This is a genomic window from Oscillibacter sp. KLE 1745, from assembly GCF_000469445.2.
In the GTDB taxonomy this organism is placed as follows: Bacteria; Bacillota; Clostridia; order Oscillospirales; family Oscillospiraceae; genus Oscillibacter; species Oscillibacter welbionis.
Window position 1 is genome coordinate 61,542 of the sequence record NZ_KI271720.1, and the last position, 19,406, is coordinate 80,947.

Below are 19,406 nucleotides of genomic sequence, written 5' to 3' on the forward strand. Positions count from 1 at the left end.
TGATGCAGATAAATACACGCTCTTATCCCTGATGTTCCCGTAAAAAGTCCTGAAATAATTCTCTGTAGTGTATCTGATCCTGTAACTGCTCAATCAAGGGAGAAATACGGCGGCGTAGCTCCGATTCCTCTTGGGGTAATATCATAATGTCTGTGTGCTCCTGTACGATCTCCGACTCCCGTACATCGTCAAAGATATCATCTACCAATCCAAGAAACAGACCGTCAGCATCGTAAAAGAAACTGTATTCTCCCTCTATATCCATCCGAACAACGCCAAATTTTGAAGATACCAGAATATCAAAAAAATGGTGATTTTTGATGTATGGACCAAACACCCGCAGGACTTCTCTGATTCGTTCTATCTCTGCGGAGGGGATGGTTACTTTTTTGGGGCGAATGGATTCCTCACGAGCTGCTGCCAACTGTAAAGCAAATATAAGCTCTTCCTGGGACAGCTTTTCATACTGCACGCCAATTTTCTCTTGTGTATTTTGGCACATATCTCCACCTTCCAATCGTGGCTTCAAAATTTCACATCATAGGGATGGGCGTCACAGGGAATTTATAAAAATCTGTTCCGGCCCCTGGAGTAAATAGAATTTGCTCTCCTATTGGAAGATTTGCATATTCTTCGGCGTCTTCTCGTGCATAGTCTGGGAAACATTTCAGGATTGCGTTTTTCAGGGCAGCCGTATTGATTTGCTTAGCCCAGGTCTCTTCCGCATAAGTCAGCAGTTCAAAAAGAGGCAGACAGCTCTGCCCGTATGGATAGAAGTGGTAGGCAAAGTCACTGTTTTCTCCGCCTTCCAAGGCGCTTGGGGCGGAAACTGCCAAGGCCGCAGTATTTTCCCGAACATCCTCAAAAAAGGGGAAGGCAAGTGCCAGGGCCCAGCCGGCTTCCGCTGTTTCCAGCCAGTAAATCCCATTCCATAATTTATCATACTGGAGAATAGGTCCCCATGGGGTTTCTACCGGAACTGGGAATTCTCCGAAATACTCCGGGCAGACCTCCATCCCCCGCACACGGTCTTCCGCCAATGATTCTCCATCCGGCAGCGGGATACCCTGGTCCACAAGGTACTTGTGGATCTCATAGGTTACAACCCATCGAGGCTTATTGAAATAGTCCTCTGTGCTATACATCAAGATTTCAGGAACTTCCTTTGACGGTGTTCCGTAGCCCTTCGCTTCATCTGAAATAGCTGGAGAATTTTTCAATACAACGATATATTCTGTGCAGAAGTGCCACGGTGGCACTGGTCCATTTCGGATTTGGTAAATGCCCGGGCACAGCTCTTCTTGGGTGCGAATAGGACCATACTCCTTTTCATAAGCATAGACATCGAAAGGAAGTTCCTCTTTTATGACCTGACTGGCAGTTGTATTTCCTTTATTAAGATCGTTGGACAGTTGTATCATATTCTTCCCTCCTAAGTAAGCGTTGTCGGACTGCGTTCAATTATAGAGGCCGCGGCTTAAATGGTGAGAAAAGCTGTGGGACATCCAGTTCAATTCGGAGATCCCGAATTAGCCGCATACGGGTCGTTTGAATGTGCCGCTGTAGCCGTACACGGTCCCAGCCCAGCTCTTCACAGATACTACCATAGCTGCGCCCTTCCAGACGCTGACGGAGGATGTACAGGTCCTTCTGTGTGACGTAGCCCCTGATAGATCTGGCAGGAAGCTTGCCTCGTTCCCAATCTAGCTGGCAAAGCTCGTCATCGGATGGCAACTCTTGTAGCAATTCCGACAGTTTGGTGTAACCTGTCATTGTTTGACTGATATGGAGCAACCGGCGAAGTGCAGGAATATCAATATCGATGTAATTTGGTACTCCAGTCAGCAGACAATTTCGCGTCCTGCGTGACCAATAGGCTACCTGGCTGATGGATGCTTGGAGTTTATCCGCAATTTCACTCAATTTAAATCCTTCTAGCCGAAGATTCAGCACCTCTAATCCAAACTTTGAAATGCCGTTGTTCACAGGATGCTTTGGATTGAAAAACAGTTTGGAAAGAATATCGTCAGACGGGATATTACGCAACAGATCCGAAAAATGAATGGCTTCCCCATGTGCTGCTTTTTCCAATAGTTGATCCATATTCCCCTTCTTTCACACAGAGACGCGACGAATGTTCATAAAATGACTTGGTTGTTAAGATACAATTAAAGGCAATTTACGATGTATAAAAAAGCCTCTATAATCGCAAGAAAACAGAGGTGGTTTAATGGGAACTGAGAAGAGCACTTTAGCGATTGAGATTGGACGCCGCATTGCGGAGCGGAGGAAGCAGCTTGGACTGACCCAGGCCCAAGCTGCAGAAAAGGCTGGTTTGACCCAGCAGTTTTTCGCCAGCGTTGAAACAGGTGCAAAAAATATTCGCGCAGAAAGCATTATTAAGGTGTCTCGGGCGCTGAACATCAGTGCGGATTTTTTGCTGACAGGAATTGTTACGGATTTGGACCGTCATCAGGTAATGAAAATGCTGGAGCCTTTGGATGAAAGACAGTTTCTGGAGATTCAAAATATCATCCGAGATATCCTGAAGTTCGGCGGATGTCCACCTGAAATCTGACGCGTGCAGAACCCTTATTACCGCTTAGAAGATTATCCGCAAAGTAACCAAAATTACTGTATGAATAACATATATTATAATTATATCAAATGGAACATCCTCAATCAAGTATATAAAATAGTAAGCGGAGGGGGATGTTGTGACAGAAGAATTTTCTGAATACTATATCAATATCGTCCTGAAAGTCTCATATTTTCGTAAGAAGGCAGGCTTAACGCAAGAACAGCTTGCAGAGAGAATGGGTGTGGCAACATCCTTCATTGGGCAGATCGAGGCCCCGAACATTGTGAAGGCTATCAGCTTAGACACGCTCTTTCGCATTGCAAAGGTATTGGATGTAATGCCATATAAATTTTTGATTATGGATTGATGGCATAACTGTTATTGCCATTATATCTTACCATTTCCGAAAAGTCCATAAAAAGTCTATCCGATTATGAACAAACAGGTAAACTGAAGACGATACTTATGGACAGGGGTGTGCAGAGATGGATACGCAAAAACTAGTCTCTATGCGCATTCAACAACTCTGTGCAGAGCATGGATATAACATCAATTCTTTGGCCCGGCAAGCCGGTATTCCTCCTACGACTCTTAAAAATATCATTTATGGTAAAAGCCATAATCCGGGCATTGTGACGATCAAACTTATCTGCGATGGCCTTGGGATATCAATTTATGACTTCTTTGATAACAGCCAATTTAAGAGTAAAATTCCAGAGGACGTAGACTGAAGCGGGAAGGCTGTGTATATTTTCGAAAAAAGTTTACTGGAAGCTCCCCATGCCTTTCAAGGACATGGGGAGCTTTTGATTTGAATTCATGCAGAACCTTCATATAATCCTACATCTCTGATTACATTTGTGGATTCCATATTTTGTTTCCGCAAACGGGTTTACCCCTACCGCCGGGTGGGAGTCGATTCCCTGTAAATCAATCAGCGAACCCGATAACAGAAAGTGGCGCGTATGCTGTATTACTCCATCCTCAGAATCTTACGACATCGTGATTTTTTGCGCGAAAGCGTCCACGTCGGCCTTGGCGGCCTGCATGAAGAGGTAGGTGTCGCAGGAGTAGCCGATGAACTTCACGCCCAGATCACGCCACTTCATACCACCCTCCACGGTGTCGGCGAAGCAGCCAAGCTTCACGCCCTTGGCGTTGGCCTTGGCGATGATGCCCTTGATGCACTCCACCACCTCGGGGTGGTCGATCTCGCCCACATGGCCCAGGGAGCTGGACAGGTCATAGGGCCCCACGAACACCACGTCCACGCCGGGGACGTCCAGGATCTCGTCCAGATTCTCCACGGCCTTTCTGCCCTCAGCCTGCAGGATCACCACTGTGTCCTGCGCCTTGGAGAAGTATTCGCTGCCGGGCACGGCGCCGAAGCCCGCGGAGCGGACGAACCGGCAGGTGCCGCGGGTGCCCACGGGAGAGAACTTGGCGGCGGAGACAGCGGCGCGGGCCTGCTCTGCCGTATCAATCTGCGGGATCATGATGGCGCCGGCCCCCACATCCAGGGCCTGATCAATCCAGATGTCCGTGCCGCGGGGGACCCGGACTACCGGGCACACGCCCGCCACATTGGCGGCGCGGATCAGATGGGGAAGGGTCTGAAAGGTGGTGGTGCCATGCTCCATATCCAACAGCACAAAGTCATAGCCGGCATAGCCGGCGGCCTCCACAAAGGCAGGGTCGGTACCGATCATGAAGGGACCCAGAGCGCCTTTGTCGGAATCCATGGCAGCCTTGAACCGGGCCACGCTATCCATGGTGGGCATATTCACAGAATACATTGAGATCATCCTTTCTTGCGGGCCCGCGGCAATCTGCCGCGCGACCCTATTTTTCCATTCTATCTTCCGGAAAGATTTGTCAACCAGCAGCCGGAAACGGATCAGGGATTGTACTGGGTATCGTAGTCCCAGGGGGCGCCGCCGCAGAGACAGCCGCCGTCGATGTGGTACGCCTGGCCGGTCATGTAGCTGGAAGCATTGGAGGCCAGCAGGATCGCCATGCCCACCAGCTCTTCGGGGCTGCCGGGACGCTTCATGGCGATGCGCTCCCGCAGCCAGGGCGCCCGGGTCGGATGGTCCCAGGTAACCTGCGTCAGGTCGGTCAGGATATGGCCGGGGCTGATGGCGTTGGCCCGGATGCCATATTGGGCGAACTCAATGGCCATAGCCCGGGTCAGAGCTACCACGCCGCTCTTGGTGGCGCCGTAGACAGAGCATCCGCCCAGCATCCCCTCGTCGTTGTGGGAGCCGATATTGATGATGCTGCCGGTGCGGCGCTTGTACATCTCCCGGGCCACCGCCTGGCTCATGAAGAACAGGCCCTTCAGGTTGGTGTCCATGATACGGTCATAGTCCGCCTCCTCCACGTCCAGAAGGCCCTCCCGCTTGTTGATCCCGGCCACATTGAACAGCACGTCGATCTTGCCGTATTGGGCTATGACCTCATCCACACAGGCGTGGATGCTGTCCAGGCTGGTGACGTCCAGCTTGTGAAGCGAGGCGGTGCCGCCTTCGGCAATGATCCGGTCCGCCAGGGGCTTGCACTTGGCGGTTGTGCGGTTGCACAAAGCCACCTCCGCTCCGGCGCGGAGCAGGCCCTCACTGATGGCCAGTCCGATGCCGCCGCCAGCGCCGGTGACCACAATGGTCTTGCCTTCCAGGCCGAAGAGAGACGCGAGATAGCTGTCACTTTTGATTGCCATTATCATTCCATCCTTTCCGGAGCTGCTGTTGTCCGCCCTGGAAACGCGGCCGCCCCGGCCATTTGGGCCGGGGCGGGGCGATTCATTCGAAACGCGGACACCGGCAGTCTGTCATGTTATCCTGCGGGGAGGCCCTGCGCCGGAGCGGAGGGAGCCGCCGCGGAAGCTGTGTCTTTTCGTTCCGTATGCGCTTACTCCAGGCCAGCGCCCTTCATGGCGGAGAGGGCATGATCGGTGTAGAGCTTGTAGAAGCCCTTGCGGGGTTCGCGGGGGATGATACCGGCCTTGGAACGCTCCGCCAGAACCTTGGTGGCCTCCTCTACAGAGCAGGGGACGCCGTGGATGCCGGTGAGGTTGATGGTGCGGTTCTCCACGCTGTAGGAGACCAGGTCGCCCTCCTCAATGAAGGCGATGGGGCCGCCGGCGGCAGCCTCGGGGCTGACATGGCCGATGGCGGCGCCGCGGGTGGCGCCGGAGAAGCGGCCATCGGTGATCAGGGCCACAGAGCCGTTGATCCGCTCGTCGCAAACGATGGCCTCGGTGGTCATCAGCATCTCGGGCATGCCGCAGCCGCGGGGGCCCTCATAGCGGATGATGACCACTTCGCCGGGATTAATCTGGTTGTCCACCACCGCGTCATGGGCATCCTCCTCGCTGTTGAACACGCGGGCCACGGCGTTGACCACCTCCCGCTGGTTCATGGCGCAGGCGGAGTACTTCAGCACAGCGCCCTCGGGGGCGATGTTGCCTTTCAGGATGGCCACGGAGCCCTTCTCGGGGGCCTTCTCCACGGGGAAGATCACTTGGTCCCGGGTCAGGCCGTAGTTGGCCAGATACCCCAGGTTCCGGTCGAACCAGTTGTCCTTCTGCAGATCCTCCAGATTCTCGCCCAGCGTTTTGCCGGTGACGGTCATCACGTCCAGATCCAGCATATCCCGCAGCATCCACTGTACCATAGGCACGCCGCCGGCAAACCAGAAGGACTCGGTCAGCTGGGTGCCGGAGGGGTTGATGTTGCCCAGGTGGGGGACCTGGTGGTTGATCTCGTCGAACAGCTCGATGGGCAGGTCATAGCCCAGCTCCCGGGCGATGGAGGGCAGGTGAATGGTGGCGTTGGTGGAGCCGCCGATGGCGCTGTGGACAATGATGGCATTGCGGAAAGCGGCGGGCGTCATGATCTGGGAAGGGGTGATGTTCTTCTCCACCAGTTCCATGATCTTCCGACCGGCATAGCGGGAGTACTGCAGCAGGTCCCGCATGGTGGCGGGCACCAGAGCCGCGCCGGGCAGGGTCAGGCCCAGGGCCTCGGCCATGCACTGCATGGTGGAGGCGGTGCCCAGGAAGGTGCAGGCGCCGATGGAGGGGCAGCCGGTGAGCTTGTAATCCCGGACCTCCTGCTCTGTGATGGCGTCCTTGCGCTTCTGGCGCAGGGAGATGTCGCCGGCCACCAGAGAGGTGGTCATGTTGGGGCCGGGCCGCATGGAGCCGCCGGGCATGAAGATGGTGGGGACATCCATCCGGGCAGCTGCTTTCAGGTGGGCGGGGATGGATTTGTCGCAGCTGGAGGCCAGGATGATGCCGTCCCAGGGCACTGCGGAGGCGTGGACCTCCACCATGTTGGCGATGGCCTCCCGGGAGGCCAGGACCACGTTCATGCCGTCATGGCCCTGGGCGCAGCCGTCACAGATGTCAGTGGCATAGTATTTGGCCGGCTTGCCGCCGCACTCATACACGCCGTAGACCGCCTGCTCCACCATCTGATTTAGATGATAGCTGCCGGGGTGGGAGTCGCCGTAAACGCTCTCCACCATGATCTGAGGTTTGAGGATGTCGGTGTCGTCCCAGCCGGTGCCCATTTCCAGGGAATCAAACTGAGCCCAAAGCATCCGGTCGTCATGGCTCTTTTGAATCATAAAACATTTCTCCTTAATTATATACAACAAAACTGTAGGGGATCTGAAAAGAGGGGAGGCGGCCCGGTCTTTCGACGGGCCGCCTCTCTTATGCCGCGGAGCTTTGCCCTTTCCGGAGGCGGAACTCCATAGCGGCAGGGGTGCGGATCAGTGCAGCAGACCTACGGAGGCCAGGATGAAGACACAGATGAAGCCGATCACACCGGCCACGGCGTCCGGGATGGTGATGTACTTCAAGCCCTGCTTCAGGTCCAGATTGAAGAACTTGCTGACAACCCAGAAACCGGAGTTGGTCACATGGTTGAAAATCAGGGTACCGGCTCCGATGGCCAGAGCGGTGGAGACAGGCTCCAGGCCCAGCAGATCCATCATGGGAGCCACAACGCCAACGGCGGTCACGCCGGCGGTCGTCATGGAACCCACGGCGGTCATCATGATGGCACCCACCAGGAACGGAATCAGCAGGCCGGGCACGCCGGAATCCTGGATCAGCAGAGCCAGATCGTTGATGCCGGGGAAGGTTTTGATAACCTGGGAGAAGCCGCCGCCCATGGCGGTGACCAGCAGGGCGATCAGAGCGACCTCCATGCCGCGGGCGATCCAGCTGTTGAGGACAACCTCACGGAAAGACTGTGGGTCTTTTCCGGTGGCATCCAGGTTGCTCTTGCGAACAGAGGCCTTGTGGGCCAGAGCCAGGAACATGGTGTAGATCACGCCCATGGACAGGGCCACAACCTTATCGCTGGCGATGGCCACTAAGGTGCGGACCATAGCGTCGTCAGGAGTGGACTCGGGAATCAACATGCCAACAAAGGAGCCGCCGGCGATCAGGATGACGGGAATCAGGATAGTCAGGAAGGAAGCGAAGGTGTTGGGCAGATCCTTGTCCTTGATGATCAGATCGCTTACCTCGTCGGAGGAGGTTTCCTTGATTTCCGCGGTGACCGCAGGCACCGCGGGGATCCACTCCTTGGCGGTCCAGCGTTTCAGAATGAGCCAAGTCAGGAAGAAGGTGATGACGGTGATGACAATACCCCAGGAAATCACCATACCCAGGTCAGCACTCAAGGCCACGGAAACGGCCAGGATACCGGGGGTAGGAGGAACCATGGCGTGGGTCAGGTTCAGGCCGGTCTGGGTGAAAGAGGCCATAGTGGACATGGAGATGTGCTTGCGCTTGCCCAACACGTTGGCGATGTTGGAGCAAAGGATGGTGGTAATATCGCCGAACACGGGGATAGACACCACATAAGCCGTCAGGGACGGGGCCAGCTCCAGATTCTTGCCGCGGAAAAGGCGGATGAAGAAGTTGGCGATAGACTTGGCGGCGCCAGTATCTTGCACGCCCATGGCCAGCACAGCGCCCAAAATGATGGGCATACCCAGGCTGCCCAAGGTGTTGCCAAAGCCGGTGGTAATCAAGGTCAGAGTCTCCATAAAGGAGTACCCTTCGGTCCCAAAGATACCCAGGGTAACACCGAAGCCTAATGCTACCACGAACAGGGACATAACGGGATTGAGTTTCACCTTTGTCATGAGCAGCATCAGTGCGATGATGGCAATGACAAGGAGAACCAGGAATCCGATTGCAGACATGGTTGTTGTTACTCTCCTTTCCAAATGTAAGCGACCGGCAGAGCCGGTACTGCCTGATGGCGGACGCCGAAAGAGAGACCGCTTTCAGGCCACACACGAGATGGCACGGTCTGCTCCGGAAAAACAGACTGCCAACCCACAGAATTTTATACAATATTTTTCGACACAAGTCAATTCAAAAATTTGGCGGTGTTCCATGACGGAAATATTCCCTCCTTCTGCGTTTTGGCTAAAGAGCAGGACTGCTTTTTGTTATATGGAGCGAACTGTCAAGATGCTGTTAAATAATCAAAAAAGCCGGTGAAAAAACGGTTATTTGCCAAAAAGCCCAACAGTCAAAAGTTTTTTGTTGCACGTATGCATTCGTGTGGTATATAGTTATATATGCGTGTCAAGAAGGCACACGTGTCAGATGCGGCGGCGCCCCAAGGGGTTCGGAATCTTCGATTGAATCGCAGTTTTGCCGGAGACGGTGTTCAGACCCGGACCGCTGCCGTGAAAACTATTCCAATCAAAAGAAGAGACGCCGTCCAGCGCCGCTGGCCGGTGTCACAAGGAGGAATTTATGGAGCGCAGTGAAAAAATTTTGCAGGGTCTAGGGAACCAGTACTACCGGGCGACGCTGAAGTCCATGGGCTTCACCACGGAGGACCTGAAGCGGCCGGTAATCGGCATCGCCAACGCATGGAGTGAGTGCGTGCCCGGCCATTATAATCTCCGGCAGGTGGCCCAGCGGGTAAAGGATGGCATCTACCGGGCCGGAGGCACCCCCATTGAGTTTGGCGTCATCGGCGGCTGCGACGGCATGGGCCAGGGCCATGACGGGATGCACTACATCCTTCCCTCCCGGGAGCTGATCGCCAACTCCATCGAGTCCATGGCGCAGATCAACCTGTTTGACGGCCTGGTTCTGCTGGGGTCCTGCGATAAGATCGTCCCCGGCATGCTGATGGCCGCTGCCCGGCTGGACATCCCCTGCATCTTCCTGCCCGGCGGCCCCATGGAGGGCGGTGTGGAGTTTGACGGCCGCCAGGCCGACCAGACCTCCAGCACAGAGGCCTACGGCATGCTCTCCGCCGGAAAGATCACAGAGGCGGAGTATGTGGCTCTCGAGGACACCGCCTGCCCCGGCTGCGGCTCTTGCTCCTATCTGGGTACTGCCAATACCATGTGCGCTCTGGCCGAGGCTTTGGGCATGACCCTGCCGGACGGCGGTCTGGCCCCCGCCACCTCCGCCGTCCGTATGATGATGGCTGAGGAGACCGGTGTGAAGATCATGGAGCTGGTGGAAAAGCAGATCACCGCCCGGAAGATCATCACCAACGGCTCCATCCGCAACGCCATCAAGGCGTGCCTGGCCATGAGCGGCTCCACCAACGCCGTCATGCACCTGACGGCCATCGCCCACGAGGCGGGGCTGGACATCAGAGTCCTGGATGAGTTCGACACCCTGTCCCGCACTACCCCCCAGATCGCCAAGATGAATCCCGCCTGCAAGTATAATGTCATCGACTTCTATTATGACGGCGGTGTGCCCCGGCTGATGGAGAACCTGCAGACCATGCTGGAGACGGACGCCATGACCGTCACCGCGCATACGCTGGCGGAGAACATCGCCTCTCACAAATACCGCTATCCTGCCACCGGCCTGGTGAATCACACCATGGACAATCCCTTTGGCTATACCGGCGGCGTGGCGGTGCTGCGGGGCAACCTGGCGCCCGACACCGGCATCACCAAGCCCGGCGCCTTTGACAAGAGCCTGCACCACTTCGAGGGCGAGGCCATCTGCTTTGACTCCGAGGAAGCGGCTGAGGAGGCCATCCTGGCCGGCAAGGTCCGCGACGGGCATGTGGTGGTCATCCGGTACGAGGGACCCAAGGGCGGCCCGGGCATGCGGGAGATGTACAAGGCCATGAAGTACCTGTATGGCCGGGGGCTCAGCAAGACTACGGCGCTGATCACGGACGGCCGGTTCTCCGGCACCAACAACGGCTGCTTCGTGGGGCACATCTCCCCCGAGGCGGCGGAGGGCGGCCCCATCGCCATCATCCATGATGGCGACCGGATCGTCATCGACATTGAAAGCCGCCGGCTGGACCTGATGGTCTCCCAGGAGGAGATCGACGCCCGCCTGAAGGCCTGGAAGCGGCCGGATCCCAAGTTCAAGAAGGGCTGGCTGGGCCTTTACTGCAAGATCGCCGCCTCCGGCTCCGAGGGCGCTGTCCTCAAATTCGACAACCTGTAAGACCGCTTCTTCCGCCTCCCGAAAGAAAGACTTTCGGGAGGCGAAAGCTTTCTGCCCTAGATACCGGCAGTGCGCTCTTTTCCTCCACAAATTCAGAGGTAACAAAGATCTCGGCGACTGCTGTACTATTTTTAAGCCCTGACCATTGCCTCTTCCACCATCATTCACAGTTATAAAGATCTATATCAGGATAAACACAGCCTAGTGAAGAAAAACAATCGTTTATATTAAAGACATTCTGCTGATGACGTGCGGGAAACACCGTATCATGCTTCAGAATCACCGCCTGACTGCTACACTGTAACGGTATCCGAGTAAGGGGATGGTCTCTGCCATCGTTTAGACGCAAGACAGCCGTTCTTACGTTTCAGTGCGATACTCATCGCTGCAATTTTGTCGCGTGGTAGCAGCAAGTGGTTCATCAAAACTACAACAGCTCTCTGCATTTTACCTACCGCGGCAGAGATGCCGGCAGAAAGAATCTGTCCCCGATGTTTCGAGGAAAGATGCTGATTGAAAAAATCCGAATACAGGTCCTACGATGACCTGCTGCTGTTTCTTAATGCGGAAATAGTGGCAAAGGCTCTGGGGGTGTTACCGTCCAGCGGTTACGAATCACTGTACGAGCCGGGCTTCCCGGTGCTGTGCGTCGGCAGACGCATGGTGGTTCCCAAGAAACATTCATCCAGAGGGGTGTGCAATCAAACAGGAGGGGGCGGTTGAAGCGTAACGGCTATCGAGATGGTTTCTTTCTCCCCAATGAGGTGTTCCAGCTGAGACTGACCTACGGAGATCTGGCGGTCTACAGTTTCTTGAAACGATGCACGAATCGCCGGACCGGCCAGTGTTAGCCCGGCGCCAAAACCATTGGGAAAGCAGTGGAGATGAGAGAGAACACGATGCGCAAGTACATCCTTCAGCTGGAAGAGCGGGAACTTATCGTCACCAGGTCCAGTGGGCGGCGCAACGGAAATCTGCTGTTCACCCCCGCCCGATTCAGGAGATGATCGACGAATCCTACGCCCGACAGCTGGAACAGTTAGAGCTGGCTGCGGAGCGTCAGCGGATTGCGAAGCTCATCCAGGAGTGGGAGGCCCCAGCGTGACCGCCTGTAAGCCGCTGTATGACTCGATGCCGGGAAAGGCGGAGTCCCCAGTAGCTTTGGACGGATTTGGCCCGCTTTGGGGATTTTCCGAGGGACCAAAAAGGAGTAAGAGAAAGCCCTGACACCTTTTGATGCCAGGGCGGTCACAACTGTCCGCAATGCGGGCAGTTGCGGGATTTAGAAAGGACGTCGTTCTGGATATGAAATAGAGGAGATGCCTTTTTAACACTGAATTACCCTTATTCCATAGAGCAACAAGGGCCCTCAGAGGCATTGCTGGTTATGTGGGCACAGATATGCCTCTTCAAGAATTGTGGCACTGAAAATGAAGCTAAGGGTTCCAACCAGATAGCCAAGTTGTTACTTTTCTGAAAATCTCCTCCCGGTCCACTGGCTATTGGGCTAGCGTTGTGGTATGGTGTGTCACTGACAGGGAGGCGGCACAATGTACGACTACATCAGGGCTCTGCACGCGGGGGCCTGCCGGGAGCCGGAGCTTCGGAGTACCCGGGTGGAACTGGACCGGGCCCACAGAGTGATTAAAGGGAAATCGGATCAGCAAAACCAGGAAATTCTGTTGCAACTGGCGGATCTGGAGAACGAACTACGGGAGGAGACCTCCCTGACATCCTTCATTACCGGGTTTCCGCTGGGCATGGGGATCACCGGGGAAATCGAGCCCTTCTGATAATTGTGGCCGCAAGCTCTGGCTTTTTCTTTTCCTGTGGTATGTTATGTTGTTGATGAGAGCCCACAGGCTCCATGCATGCGAGTAACCGAGCGAAGGGAGACACTGGTAAGTCATAAAAGGAAGCAATGCCATGGCAAAGAAATGAACCAACGGGGCAGCCACATCAGAAAAAGAAAAGATGGCAGATGGGAAGGCCGGTACACTGCCGGACACGATCCGGAGACCAGCAGGGCCATCTACAAGAACGTGTTGGGCAGAACACCGGCGGAAGCTAAGGCTAAGCTGAAAGCGGCCATCGCGGAAACCAAGAGCTTGTACGTGACTAAAACAAGAACGTACACTGTGGGGGCCTGGATGGACGAGTGGTTCAAAAACTATTATCATTGGGCATCTGTGCATCAACGAGATCCTGAACTCCGCCGGGGAAGGAGAATTCTCCATCGGCGGCGCTGTGGTCTATTCCTCCTATGCCGCCCTGGCCGGCGGCAACCACGTAGGCATTTTGATCAAATCCGCGCCCCGCGAGAAAATGATCCCATATATCCTGCCTGTCCACACAGAGGACATTTATTGGCTGAGATCCGATTCCGAGACCACCTCCATCCGCAATCAGTTCCTGGATGACAAGCACGAGCGCCGGATCACCACTGTGCTGGCACAGGGCAGTACCATCACTGTGGCGGAGCTGCCGGAAGGCATCTCTGCGAAGATCTATCAGTTGGCGGGACTGATGAAGGGCGACTATGAGGACGACATTATCAAGGTCCTGGCGCAACGGGGCAAGGTTGCGCTGGATATGCAGGGCTATCTCAGGGTTCCAGATTCCTCCACTAAAGAGATGGTGTACCACGTCTGGGACCGGAAACAGGAGTATTTTCCCCACATCACCTATCTGAAAACCGATGCCGCCGAGGCGGAGATCCTCACCGGCACATCGGACCGGCGGGAGGCTGCCCGCCTGATGGTGGAGTGGGGCGTCAAGGAAGCGCTCATCACCCACAATACCGAGGTTCTGGTCTATGACGGCAAGGAGTACTACACCTGCCCCCTGAACCCTCTGGGGCTGGCCGGCCGTACCGGCCGGGGCGACACAACCTTCTCCGCTTACATCACCGAGCGGGAGCGGGCAGACATCCCCCAGGCCCTGGCCTACGCCTCCCAGCTGGTGTCGCTGAAGATGCAGACACCGGGGCCCTTTAAGGGCGACCGGGCGGATGTGGCGTCGTTCGCAGACAAGTATTATCACTGAGGGCGTGCCATGGAAGCGATTCCTTACAAGCTGCGTCTCCAGCTCAGCGACGAGATCCCTCAGGAGGGGCAGCGCCGGGTCATGGCCCGCATCCCCGCCTTCGACGCACCGGAGATTGACAACTCTTTTTTCCCTCTCACCGGCGGCGGAAAGACACTGCGGGGCATGGTGCTCAATATGGCGCTGGGGCGTTTCCCTGCGGAAACGGCGGCTTTCCTTCGGGAATGCCCTCAGGCCCGGGATATGGACATCACCTTCAGCAATGAGTTGGATGACGGTTGCTGTCACAGCGACTGCCGGAACCCCTCCGCCGAAATCGCCAGGGCCATCGGGATGAACTACGCCTTCGCTCTGGAGTTCATCGGCTTGGCGGGGCCGCAGGATCCCAAGGGCTAGAGTGACAACACGCTGTTCAGCCGCTGGCCCATCAAACGGGTCTCTGTGCTGCATGTGCCCCAGGGGTTAACTGGTATTTCGACTCGCAAAAGCGCATCGGTGAGCGCGTGGCCATTCTGGCAGTGCTGGATGTGGCAGGTCGGGAGGTGGGCGCTGTCTGCGTCCACCTGGAGAACAAGACCCATGCAGCTGCCCAGACATTGCAGATGCGGGCCCTGCTGGACGCAGTGGACCGTTTGCCGCCGGGGATACCGGTATTCATGGGGGACTTCAACACCAACACCTATGACGGTGCCGGCCTGGAGGCTGCAGGACATTCCATCAGGGAACAGCATCTGGGCATGCCGCCCCGGGATGTGGCCGCCTGCGAGCTACTGCTGCCCGTGGCGGAAGAGGCGGGTTTTTCCTACTGGGACTGCAACGACCTAGTTGCCAGGCCCCGCAGGAAACCCTTGCCTGACGGCGTACTGTAGATGCATCTGGAGTGGATTTTTCTGCGGGGACTGACCTGCCTGGACCGGGGTACTGTGTCCACGGAAGTGTGGGACTGGATCTAGATGCCCCGAGAGTCTGTGCTGCGCCGTTTTAGTCGACCGGAACTGGCGGATTACAACGCTGTTTGGGCGCTGTGCGCGCTTCCCTGAAATGTCTTCCGCGGGCTAGACCGTGCCGGCGGGGCAGCACTGCCAGGACGGCACCCAGAGCAGTGGGGATTAGATGAGGTGCATTTGGGGCAGATGACCAGGCGGTGAGACCTGGTCGAACGTCCGCCGCTTTTCAGCGGCGGACGTTTCATTTTGTGCCGGTGGAGCTAAAATCTCTGTATGACCTAAGTGACTCAAAGGAGCGGACGGCAACGTCCAAGAACGCGGACCACCGTTCCTACGCAGGGAAAAATTGAGCCTGCTGCCACCTCTCAGTGGGCGTATTTTGAAAGACACACTTGAGCTTCTTTCCTTGCATGCGTTACACCCGCCGCCAGCTTGTATTTGCGGTATTGCTTGACCGCAAAGTGGTCAGGCTCACGGGCTTCCAGCTCATCGAACATGACATCCACTGGGTTCTTGAAGGATTCATCGTCCTCTCTGGCTTCTGAGGCATTGATCATTTCAAGGAGCGTGGTAAAGTTTTTCTCCTGTTCCGGTGCCTCGTACCAGATGTAACCGATGAGGGCTGTGTAGTAGAGCTTTTCAGCCTTGACCCAAAAATCTTCGCCGGACTTATCGCCGTCCCCCTTGGTATTGAGAATGATGGTATTGACCAATTTGAGGATGTCCTTCTCGCTGCGGATGTACGCGAACGGGTTGTAGTGCATGGATTTCCGGAAATTGATGGTGTTCAGCGACTTGATGACGTAGCCGCCCTTTTCGAGCATCCTGCCGCATTCCACCAGTACCGTACCCTTTGGGTCGGTGACAACGTAGCTGCTGTGCATCTGCATCAGGTTTGGCTTCACGAAAAAGCGCGTCTTGCCTGAGCCGGATCCGCCGATGACAAGGATATTTTTGTTGCGGGCGTATTTCGGCTGCTTCGGGCGGCTGTTCATCGTCAGATACTCTGTCTGCGTCAGGATGACGTTGTTTGAGAACTCTGGGTCCATGTACGGTTTGATGTCCTCCGGCTTGCCCCATCGGGCAGAGCCGTATTCTTCGCCCTGTCGGAACTTCTTGCGGTTCTTGCCTTTGACGTAGACCGCCAGCTTGAGCAGCGCACCGGCAATCACACCGATGAGCAGATCAACGGGATGAAAGCTGGGCAGCGGATTTGCGAAGGTAGTGCCGAACACGGCAAAGCCGTTTGTCAGCTTGTCGATGAACTCTGTGCCGGGGGCGAGACGAAACACGGCGGCGATCTTATCCGCAAAGTAGAAGGCGAAGACATACGGAAGGTTCAGAAGAATGAGTTTCTTCACATCGGGTTTGTTCACAGCTCCACACCCCGATCCTTGGTCTTGACCTTGACCTTCTCTTTGTGTTGTGCCTTGCTCTGGGCTTTCTCATGATCCAGCTTGTGCCGGATGGACGGCTGTTCCTTCTGCTTGACGGTTTTGGCGGAGAACTCCTTGAAGGCGGCTGTCATCACATCAACGTCCCGCCCCTTGAAGAAGACAAGATAGCTGGGCGGCTCAACGGAAACGTCCTTCTTGAGCGCAAAGTCCAGACCGTATTTACTGGCTGTTCGCTCAAAGGACTTGATGTTGCCGTCCGTCACTTCGATGTTGGAGATGGCGGCGTTCTGGCTCATCAGATGCTTGATGGACTGCTTGCCGCGATAGGTTTTAGGCTGCTTCATCTGCTTCTGCGCCTTCTCGATCTCCTGAACGAACTTGTCCAGAGCCTTTTTCAGCACCTCAGCGGAGATTTTACCGCCCTTGATCATGATTGCAACAACTTTGGTGTTGACTTCATCCTGCATTGCTGCGTTTACCTCCTTTCCTTGGAATGATTATGGGGACTGCTGCCGACGCTAAGGCGGCACAATCCGGCGATAGATGATTTTCATTTACACTGTCCTCCTTTCCGAGCAATGCTCACGATGGTATTCATTAAAGAGTGTCTTCACAAAGGCTATAATCGTAGGTCTTCGGCTTCTTTGACCCTGCTGATCTGTCCTGCCCGTAGAAATCATGGTTGACGAGGGCGGAGTAGTAATTGTCTATCGTCAGAGAGGCGTTATACAGAGCGGTTAAAAGGTATGCCCGGATATTGCGGATGTCTGACGGGTTCTTGTTCATTGCTTCCAGAACATACTCAATGTGGCTGCTGTTGAGTTTGAGAAACCGGGACTTGACCACTTGCTGCGGCATATCCTCACCGTTGATGCGGATGGTCGGCGCAGTGGAACAGACGGCATCCAGCATGATGTCCATGATCTCCCGGAAGCGGTCTTTATCGAACTTCGGATCCTGACAGAGAATGTCGTAATCAAGATTCTCTTTGATAATCTCTTCATACTCGCTTCGCTCATCCATCCTGTCCATCCCATCAAGATTGATGGATTGATAGTTCTTTGAGAGAGTATTTCTTTCTTGGGTAATAACTTGATTAGTATTTATTTGTGCGGACTTATCCCCGCGTGGATTATCCACATCTGGCTTATCCACACATGGATTTTCCGTGTGTGGCATTTCCCGTTCTGGCGTGGACTCCTGTGGCTCTTCGTATATCTCAAAGATTGTGCTGCTCATCCTGCCTTTACCTTCTCTCTGCCGGTGCCGGACAAGGTAGCCGTGCTTTTCAAGCTCACGGAGCGCGGAGAGAATGGCATCCGGACCTTCCTTGCAGATTGCAGAAAGCCCCTTGGTTGAGAACTTCCAGCCATCATTGAACGAGAGCATCTTTGAGAGAAGACCGACTGCCTTGAGTGACAGGCTCTTGTCTCGAAGGTGGAAGTTCGCCATGACGGTATAGCCACGATTCTTGTTTACGCGATAGACTGCCACGAAAATCACCTTGCCATCTTGGGAAGCAGTTCTTCACCACACTTCTTCTGGAACTTCATTCGGATGACCTCCTTACCCTTCGGCGTGAAGTAGGTCTGAGAACCGGTGTAGCAGTACGTCACGAAATCGCGGACGATGAATAGTCCGGCGTTGCTGTCCTTGTTGTAGGGAAGAAGCTGACCGGAAGGAGAACGGAACAGGTACTTTTCTCTGAGAAGGAACTGGACGAACTTGCGCTCCGGGACTTTCAGTTCCTTCGCCGTCGTTCGGATATTGGTGCAGTCATCCGGATTGATGAAGGCGTCGTAGTAATCGGCTTTAGGCTTTGCCGTGTTCAGCTCACACTCAAGAGCCTTCACGCGATTCTTTTCCAGAATCAACGCCTGAGCAAACTCCACGATGACCGCCGGTTCCTTCTGAATGCGTTCCAGAAGGGAATCCGTCATGTAGCCGCCTGTCTTGCGGATGGTGGGGACAACTTCATCGAACAGCCAGTGTTCAAACTTCTCAGCAGCAGGGAGTTTGCTGTGAACAATCAGTCGGTAAACATCGCCCTCCGGTATATAGGAAAGGGACTGCATACCACCGCTTGTAAGGGTGTCCCGTTTTAGGACACCCTTGCAGTGATCAATAATTGCCTTTCCGGGTCGGGCATATCCAAGTGCTTTCGCAATATCTGAACCGCAGAACAGGAGTGTTTCCCCTTCGAGGATCGTTCGCACCTCACCGAACTGTTCATTCTTGAAGACTTCGATTTTGTTATCCATGACTGACTTCCTTTCCGGCAGCAGATGTGCCACTTTGATTTTTGAGGGTTGAAACGGGATTGCAGCAGTAGGGACACTCTGCAAACACGCAGGACTGATATTTCCAGAAGGGACGGTGAAAGCGGCGGCTTCGGCACTCAGGGAGAATGCCATCCGCGCCGCTGTCAAAATGCTCAAAGCCGGGTGTGGTCTGCATCAGCAATTCGAGTGCTTGCAGATCACCGGCTGTCATGCGTTTCATGCTTAAAAACTCCTTTCCTTCGCCGCATCGCCAGCAAATATTCCGGCTTTTGGGCAACAAAAAAAGAGGGTTTGCTTCTTACTCCAAATTGGAGAAGAAACAAACCCTCTTCGTTTACGATGTAGTTCAGATGATTTCTCGGATGGTATGAATGACACCGAGCAGCAGCCCGATGAAGAAGGCAAGTCCTCCGATAAGACCGCCTATGATTAAGTTCAATGCGAAGATGCCGACTGAGCCGGAGATACCGTAGCCGCTGGGAACGAGCCAGAGGCACATCCTCCGGATGCCGAACGGTAATCCAACGCAGATCCACATAAGGAAGTAGTCGCATACGCCGTCAGGCATATAGATCGGCTTGAGAAATGACGCGAGGCAGAACGCAAGCGCGATTGGAAGCACAACCTCCTTCAAGAAGACTTTGATAGCACCCACTATATCCTCCTTCTGCCGGAAGT

Annotated in this window: 22 protein-coding genes and 1 pseudogene; 10 read left to right on the forward strand and 13 right to left on the reverse strand. The window is 54.9% G+C overall.

Features of this window, described 5'->3' with window-relative positions; all coding sequences use genetic code 11:
• Positions 1-22: 22 nt before the first annotated feature.
• Genes HMPREF1546_RS08125 through HMPREF1546_RS08135 form a run of 3 tightly spaced genes read right to left on the reverse strand, consistent with a single transcriptional unit; the run spans position 23 to position 2,103 of the window.
• Positions 23-529: a hypothetical protein gene (locus tag HMPREF1546_RS08125; protein WP_147629918.1), complete on the reverse strand. Its 507-nt coding sequence runs from the start codon at positions 527-529 to the stop codon at positions 23-25.
• 4 nt (positions 530-533) lie between these two features.
• Positions 534-1,421, reverse strand: coding sequence for a hypothetical protein (locus tag HMPREF1546_RS08130; protein WP_021749108.1), 888 nt, complete (start codon positions 1,419-1,421; stop codon positions 534-536).
• Between the two features lie 40 nt (positions 1,422-1,461).
• Positions 1,462-2,103, reverse strand: a complete 642-nt coding sequence (locus tag HMPREF1546_RS08135; protein WP_021749107.1) for a hypothetical protein — start codon at positions 2,101-2,103, stop codon at positions 1,462-1,464.
• Positions 2,104-2,230: 127 nt separating this feature from the next.
• Here HMPREF1546_RS08135 and HMPREF1546_RS08140 point away from each other — a divergent pair, with 127 nt between their 5' ends.
• From HMPREF1546_RS08140 to HMPREF1546_RS08150, 3 genes are all read left to right on the forward strand, one after another.
• Positions 2,231-2,578: a helix-turn-helix domain-containing protein gene (locus HMPREF1546_RS08140; RefSeq protein WP_021749106.1), complete on the forward strand. Its 348-nt coding sequence runs from the start codon at positions 2,231-2,233 to the stop codon at positions 2,576-2,578.
• Between the two features lie 139 nt (positions 2,579-2,717).
• On the forward strand, positions 2,718-2,948 hold the full coding sequence (locus tag HMPREF1546_RS08145) for a helix-turn-helix domain-containing protein (RefSeq protein WP_021749105.1): 231 nt from the start codon (positions 2,718-2,720) through the stop codon (positions 2,946-2,948).
• Positions 2,949-3,066: 118 nt separating this feature from the next.
• Positions 3,067-3,312: a helix-turn-helix transcriptional regulator gene (locus HMPREF1546_RS08150; protein ID WP_021749104.1), complete on the forward strand. Its 246-nt coding sequence runs from the start codon at positions 3,067-3,069 to the stop codon at positions 3,310-3,312.
• Between the two features lie 261 nt (positions 3,313-3,573).
• On the opposite strand, the gene HMPREF1546_RS08155 is transcribed toward HMPREF1546_RS08150, so the two are convergent.
• From HMPREF1546_RS08155 to HMPREF1546_RS08170, 4 genes are all read right to left on the reverse strand, one after another.
• Entirely contained in the window at positions 3,574-4,377 is an 804-nt protein-coding gene (locus tag HMPREF1546_RS08155; protein ID WP_198016063.1) for an HpcH/HpaI aldolase/citrate lyase family protein, read from the reverse strand.
• Positions 4,378-4,478: 101 nt separating this feature from the next.
• The gene (locus HMPREF1546_RS08160) at positions 4,479-5,300 is read right to left on the reverse strand and encodes an SDR family NAD(P)-dependent oxidoreductase (RefSeq protein ID WP_036630197.1); all 822 of its coding nucleotides are present in this window, start codon (positions 5,298-5,300) and stop codon (positions 4,479-4,481) included.
• Positions 5,301-5,491: 191 nt separating this feature from the next.
• A complete protein-coding gene (ilvD, locus tag HMPREF1546_RS08165; RefSeq protein WP_021749101.1) occupies positions 5,492-7,213 on the reverse strand; it encodes a dihydroxy-acid dehydratase in 1,722 nt (573 codons plus the stop codon).
• A gap of 147 nt (positions 7,214-7,360) precedes the next feature.
• Complete coding sequence (locus tag HMPREF1546_RS08170; protein ID WP_021749100.1) at positions 7,361-8,809, reverse strand: GntP family permease; 1,449 nt, start codon at positions 8,807-8,809, stop codon at positions 7,361-7,363.
• A 565-nt stretch (positions 8,810-9,374) separates the two neighbouring features.
• Between HMPREF1546_RS08170 and ilvD (HMPREF1546_RS08175) the strand changes: the two genes are divergently transcribed.
• The 7 genes from ilvD (HMPREF1546_RS08175) to HMPREF1546_RS08195 all read left to right on the forward strand — a co-directional run bounded on the left by ilvD (HMPREF1546_RS08175) (position 9,375) and on the right by HMPREF1546_RS08195 (position 14,971).
• On the forward strand, positions 9,375-11,057 hold the full coding sequence (gene ilvD / locus HMPREF1546_RS08175; protein ID WP_021751845.1) for a dihydroxy-acid dehydratase: 1,683 nt from the start codon (positions 9,375-9,377) through the stop codon (positions 11,055-11,057).
• Positions 11,058-11,570: 513 nt separating this feature from the next.
• Positions 11,571-11,780 (forward strand): hypothetical protein, encoded by a 210-nt coding sequence (locus HMPREF1546_RS18245; RefSeq protein WP_021749519.1) that lies wholly within the window; start codon positions 11,571-11,573, stop codon positions 11,778-11,780.
• Positions 11,781-11,941: 161 nt separating this feature from the next.
• The gene (locus tag HMPREF1546_RS19595; RefSeq protein WP_021749518.1) at positions 11,942-12,064 is read left to right on the forward strand and encodes a hypothetical protein; all 123 of its coding nucleotides are present in this window, start codon (positions 11,942-11,944) and stop codon (positions 12,062-12,064) included.
• A gap of 543 nt (positions 12,065-12,607) precedes the next feature.
• Positions 12,608-12,850 carry a DUF6809 family protein gene (locus HMPREF1546_RS08180; RefSeq protein ID WP_021749517.1) on the forward strand — a complete coding sequence of 81 codons (243 nt, stop codon included), beginning with the start codon at positions 12,608-12,610 and terminating at the stop codon, positions 12,848-12,850.
• Between the two features lie 454 nt (positions 12,851-13,304).
• Positions 13,305-14,102 (forward strand): PfkB family carbohydrate kinase, encoded by a 798-nt coding sequence (locus HMPREF1546_RS08185; protein ID WP_021751847.1) that lies wholly within the window; start codon positions 13,305-13,307, stop codon positions 14,100-14,102.
• Between the two features lie 9 nt (positions 14,103-14,111).
• Positions 14,112-14,498 (forward strand): hypothetical protein, encoded by a 387-nt coding sequence (locus HMPREF1546_RS08190; RefSeq protein ID WP_021749514.1) that lies wholly within the window; start codon positions 14,112-14,114, stop codon positions 14,496-14,498.
• 107 nt (positions 14,499-14,605) lie between these two features.
• Positions 14,606-14,971, forward strand: a complete 366-nt coding sequence (locus tag HMPREF1546_RS08195; protein WP_021749513.1) for a hypothetical protein — start codon at positions 14,606-14,608, stop codon at positions 14,969-14,971.
• Between the two features lie 491 nt (positions 14,972-15,462).
• Here HMPREF1546_RS08195 and HMPREF1546_RS08200 read toward each other — a convergent pair.
• The 6 genes and pseudogenes from HMPREF1546_RS08200 to HMPREF1546_RS08220 form a co-directional block, all read right to left on the reverse strand.
• Positions 15,463-16,425, reverse strand: a pseudogene (locus HMPREF1546_RS08200) (type IV secretory system conjugative DNA transfer family protein); the annotation flags it as partial.
• Positions 16,422-16,913 carry a PcfB family protein gene (locus tag HMPREF1546_RS08205; protein WP_021749511.1) on the reverse strand — a complete coding sequence of 164 codons (492 nt, stop codon included), beginning with the start codon at positions 16,911-16,913 and terminating at the stop codon, positions 16,422-16,424. The gene HMPREF1546_RS08205 and the pseudogene HMPREF1546_RS08200, both read right to left, overlap by 4 nt.
• Before the next feature lie 130 nt (positions 16,914-17,043).
• The gene (locus HMPREF1546_RS08210) at positions 17,044-17,949 is read right to left on the reverse strand and encodes a DUF6017 domain-containing protein (protein WP_021749510.1); all 906 of its coding nucleotides are present in this window, start codon (positions 17,947-17,949) and stop codon (positions 17,044-17,046) included.
• Positions 17,946-18,707 (reverse strand): phage antirepressor KilAC domain-containing protein, encoded by a 762-nt coding sequence (locus HMPREF1546_RS08215; protein ID WP_036630492.1) that lies wholly within the window; start codon positions 18,705-18,707, stop codon positions 17,946-17,948. The genes HMPREF1546_RS08210 and HMPREF1546_RS08215 overlap by 4 nt, the downstream gene beginning before the upstream one ends.
• Positions 18,700-18,948: a hypothetical protein gene (locus tag HMPREF1546_RS19600; protein ID WP_083490984.1), complete on the reverse strand. Its 249-nt coding sequence runs from the start codon at positions 18,946-18,948 to the stop codon at positions 18,700-18,702. Before HMPREF1546_RS19600 ends, HMPREF1546_RS08215 begins: the two co-directional genes overlap by 8 nt.
• 126 nt (positions 18,949-19,074) lie before the next feature.
• On the reverse strand, positions 19,075-19,383 hold the full coding sequence (locus HMPREF1546_RS08220; RefSeq protein WP_007046096.1) for a DUF6050 family protein: 309 nt from the start codon (positions 19,381-19,383) through the stop codon (positions 19,075-19,077).
• Positions 19,384-19,406: the final 23 nt, after the last annotated feature.

Coding starts and splice junctions, on each gene's coding strand:
- HMPREF1546_RS08130 (WP_021749108.1), bottom strand. CDS start 1,421: ATGATACAACTGTCCAACGATCTTAATAAAGGAAATACAACTGCCAGT.
- HMPREF1546_RS08135 (WP_021749107.1), bottom strand. CDS start 2,103: ATGGATCAACTATTGGAAAAAGCAGCACATGGGGAAGCCATTCATTTT.
- HMPREF1546_RS08140 (WP_021749106.1), top strand. CDS start 2,231: ATGGGAACTGAGAAGAGCACTTTAGCGATTGAGATTGGACGCCGCATT.
- HMPREF1546_RS08150 (WP_021749104.1), top strand. CDS start 3,067: ATGGATACGCAAAAACTAGTCTCTATGCGCATTCAACAACTCTGTGCA.
- HMPREF1546_RS08155 (WP_198016063.1), bottom strand. CDS start 4,377: ATGTATTCTGTGAATATGCCCACCATGGATAGCGTGGCCCGGTTCAAG.
- HMPREF1546_RS08160 (WP_036630197.1), bottom strand. CDS start 5,300: ATGGCAATCAAAAGTGACAGCTATCTCGCGTCTCTCTTCGGCCTGGAA.
- ilvD (WP_021749101.1), bottom strand. CDS start 7,213: ATGATTCAAAAGAGCCATGACGACCGGATGCTTTGGGCTCAGTTTGAT.
- HMPREF1546_RS08170 (WP_021749100.1), bottom strand. CDS start 8,809: ATGTCTGCAATCGGATTCCTGGTTCTCCTTGTCATTGCCATCATCGCA.
- ilvD (WP_021751845.1), top strand. CDS start 9,375: ATGGAGCGCAGTGAAAAAATTTTGCAGGGTCTAGGGAACCAGTACTAC.
- HMPREF1546_RS19595 (WP_021749518.1), top strand. CDS start 11,942: ATGAGAGAGAACACGATGCGCAAGTACATCCTTCAGCTGGAAGAGCGG.
- HMPREF1546_RS08180 (WP_021749517.1), top strand. CDS start 12,608: ATGTACGACTACATCAGGGCTCTGCACGCGGGGGCCTGCCGGGAGCCG.
- HMPREF1546_RS08190 (WP_021749514.1), top strand. CDS start 14,112: ATGGAAGCGATTCCTTACAAGCTGCGTCTCCAGCTCAGCGACGAGATC.
- HMPREF1546_RS08205 (WP_021749511.1), bottom strand. CDS start 16,913: ATGCAGGATGAAGTCAACACCAAAGTTGTTGCAATCATGATCAAGGGC.
- HMPREF1546_RS08215 (WP_036630492.1), bottom strand. CDS start 18,707: ATGGATAACAAAATCGAAGTCTTCAAGAATGAACAGTTCGGTGAGGTG.
- HMPREF1546_RS19600 (WP_083490984.1), bottom strand. CDS start 18,948: ATGAAACGCATGACAGCCGGTGATCTGCAAGCACTCGAATTGCTGATG.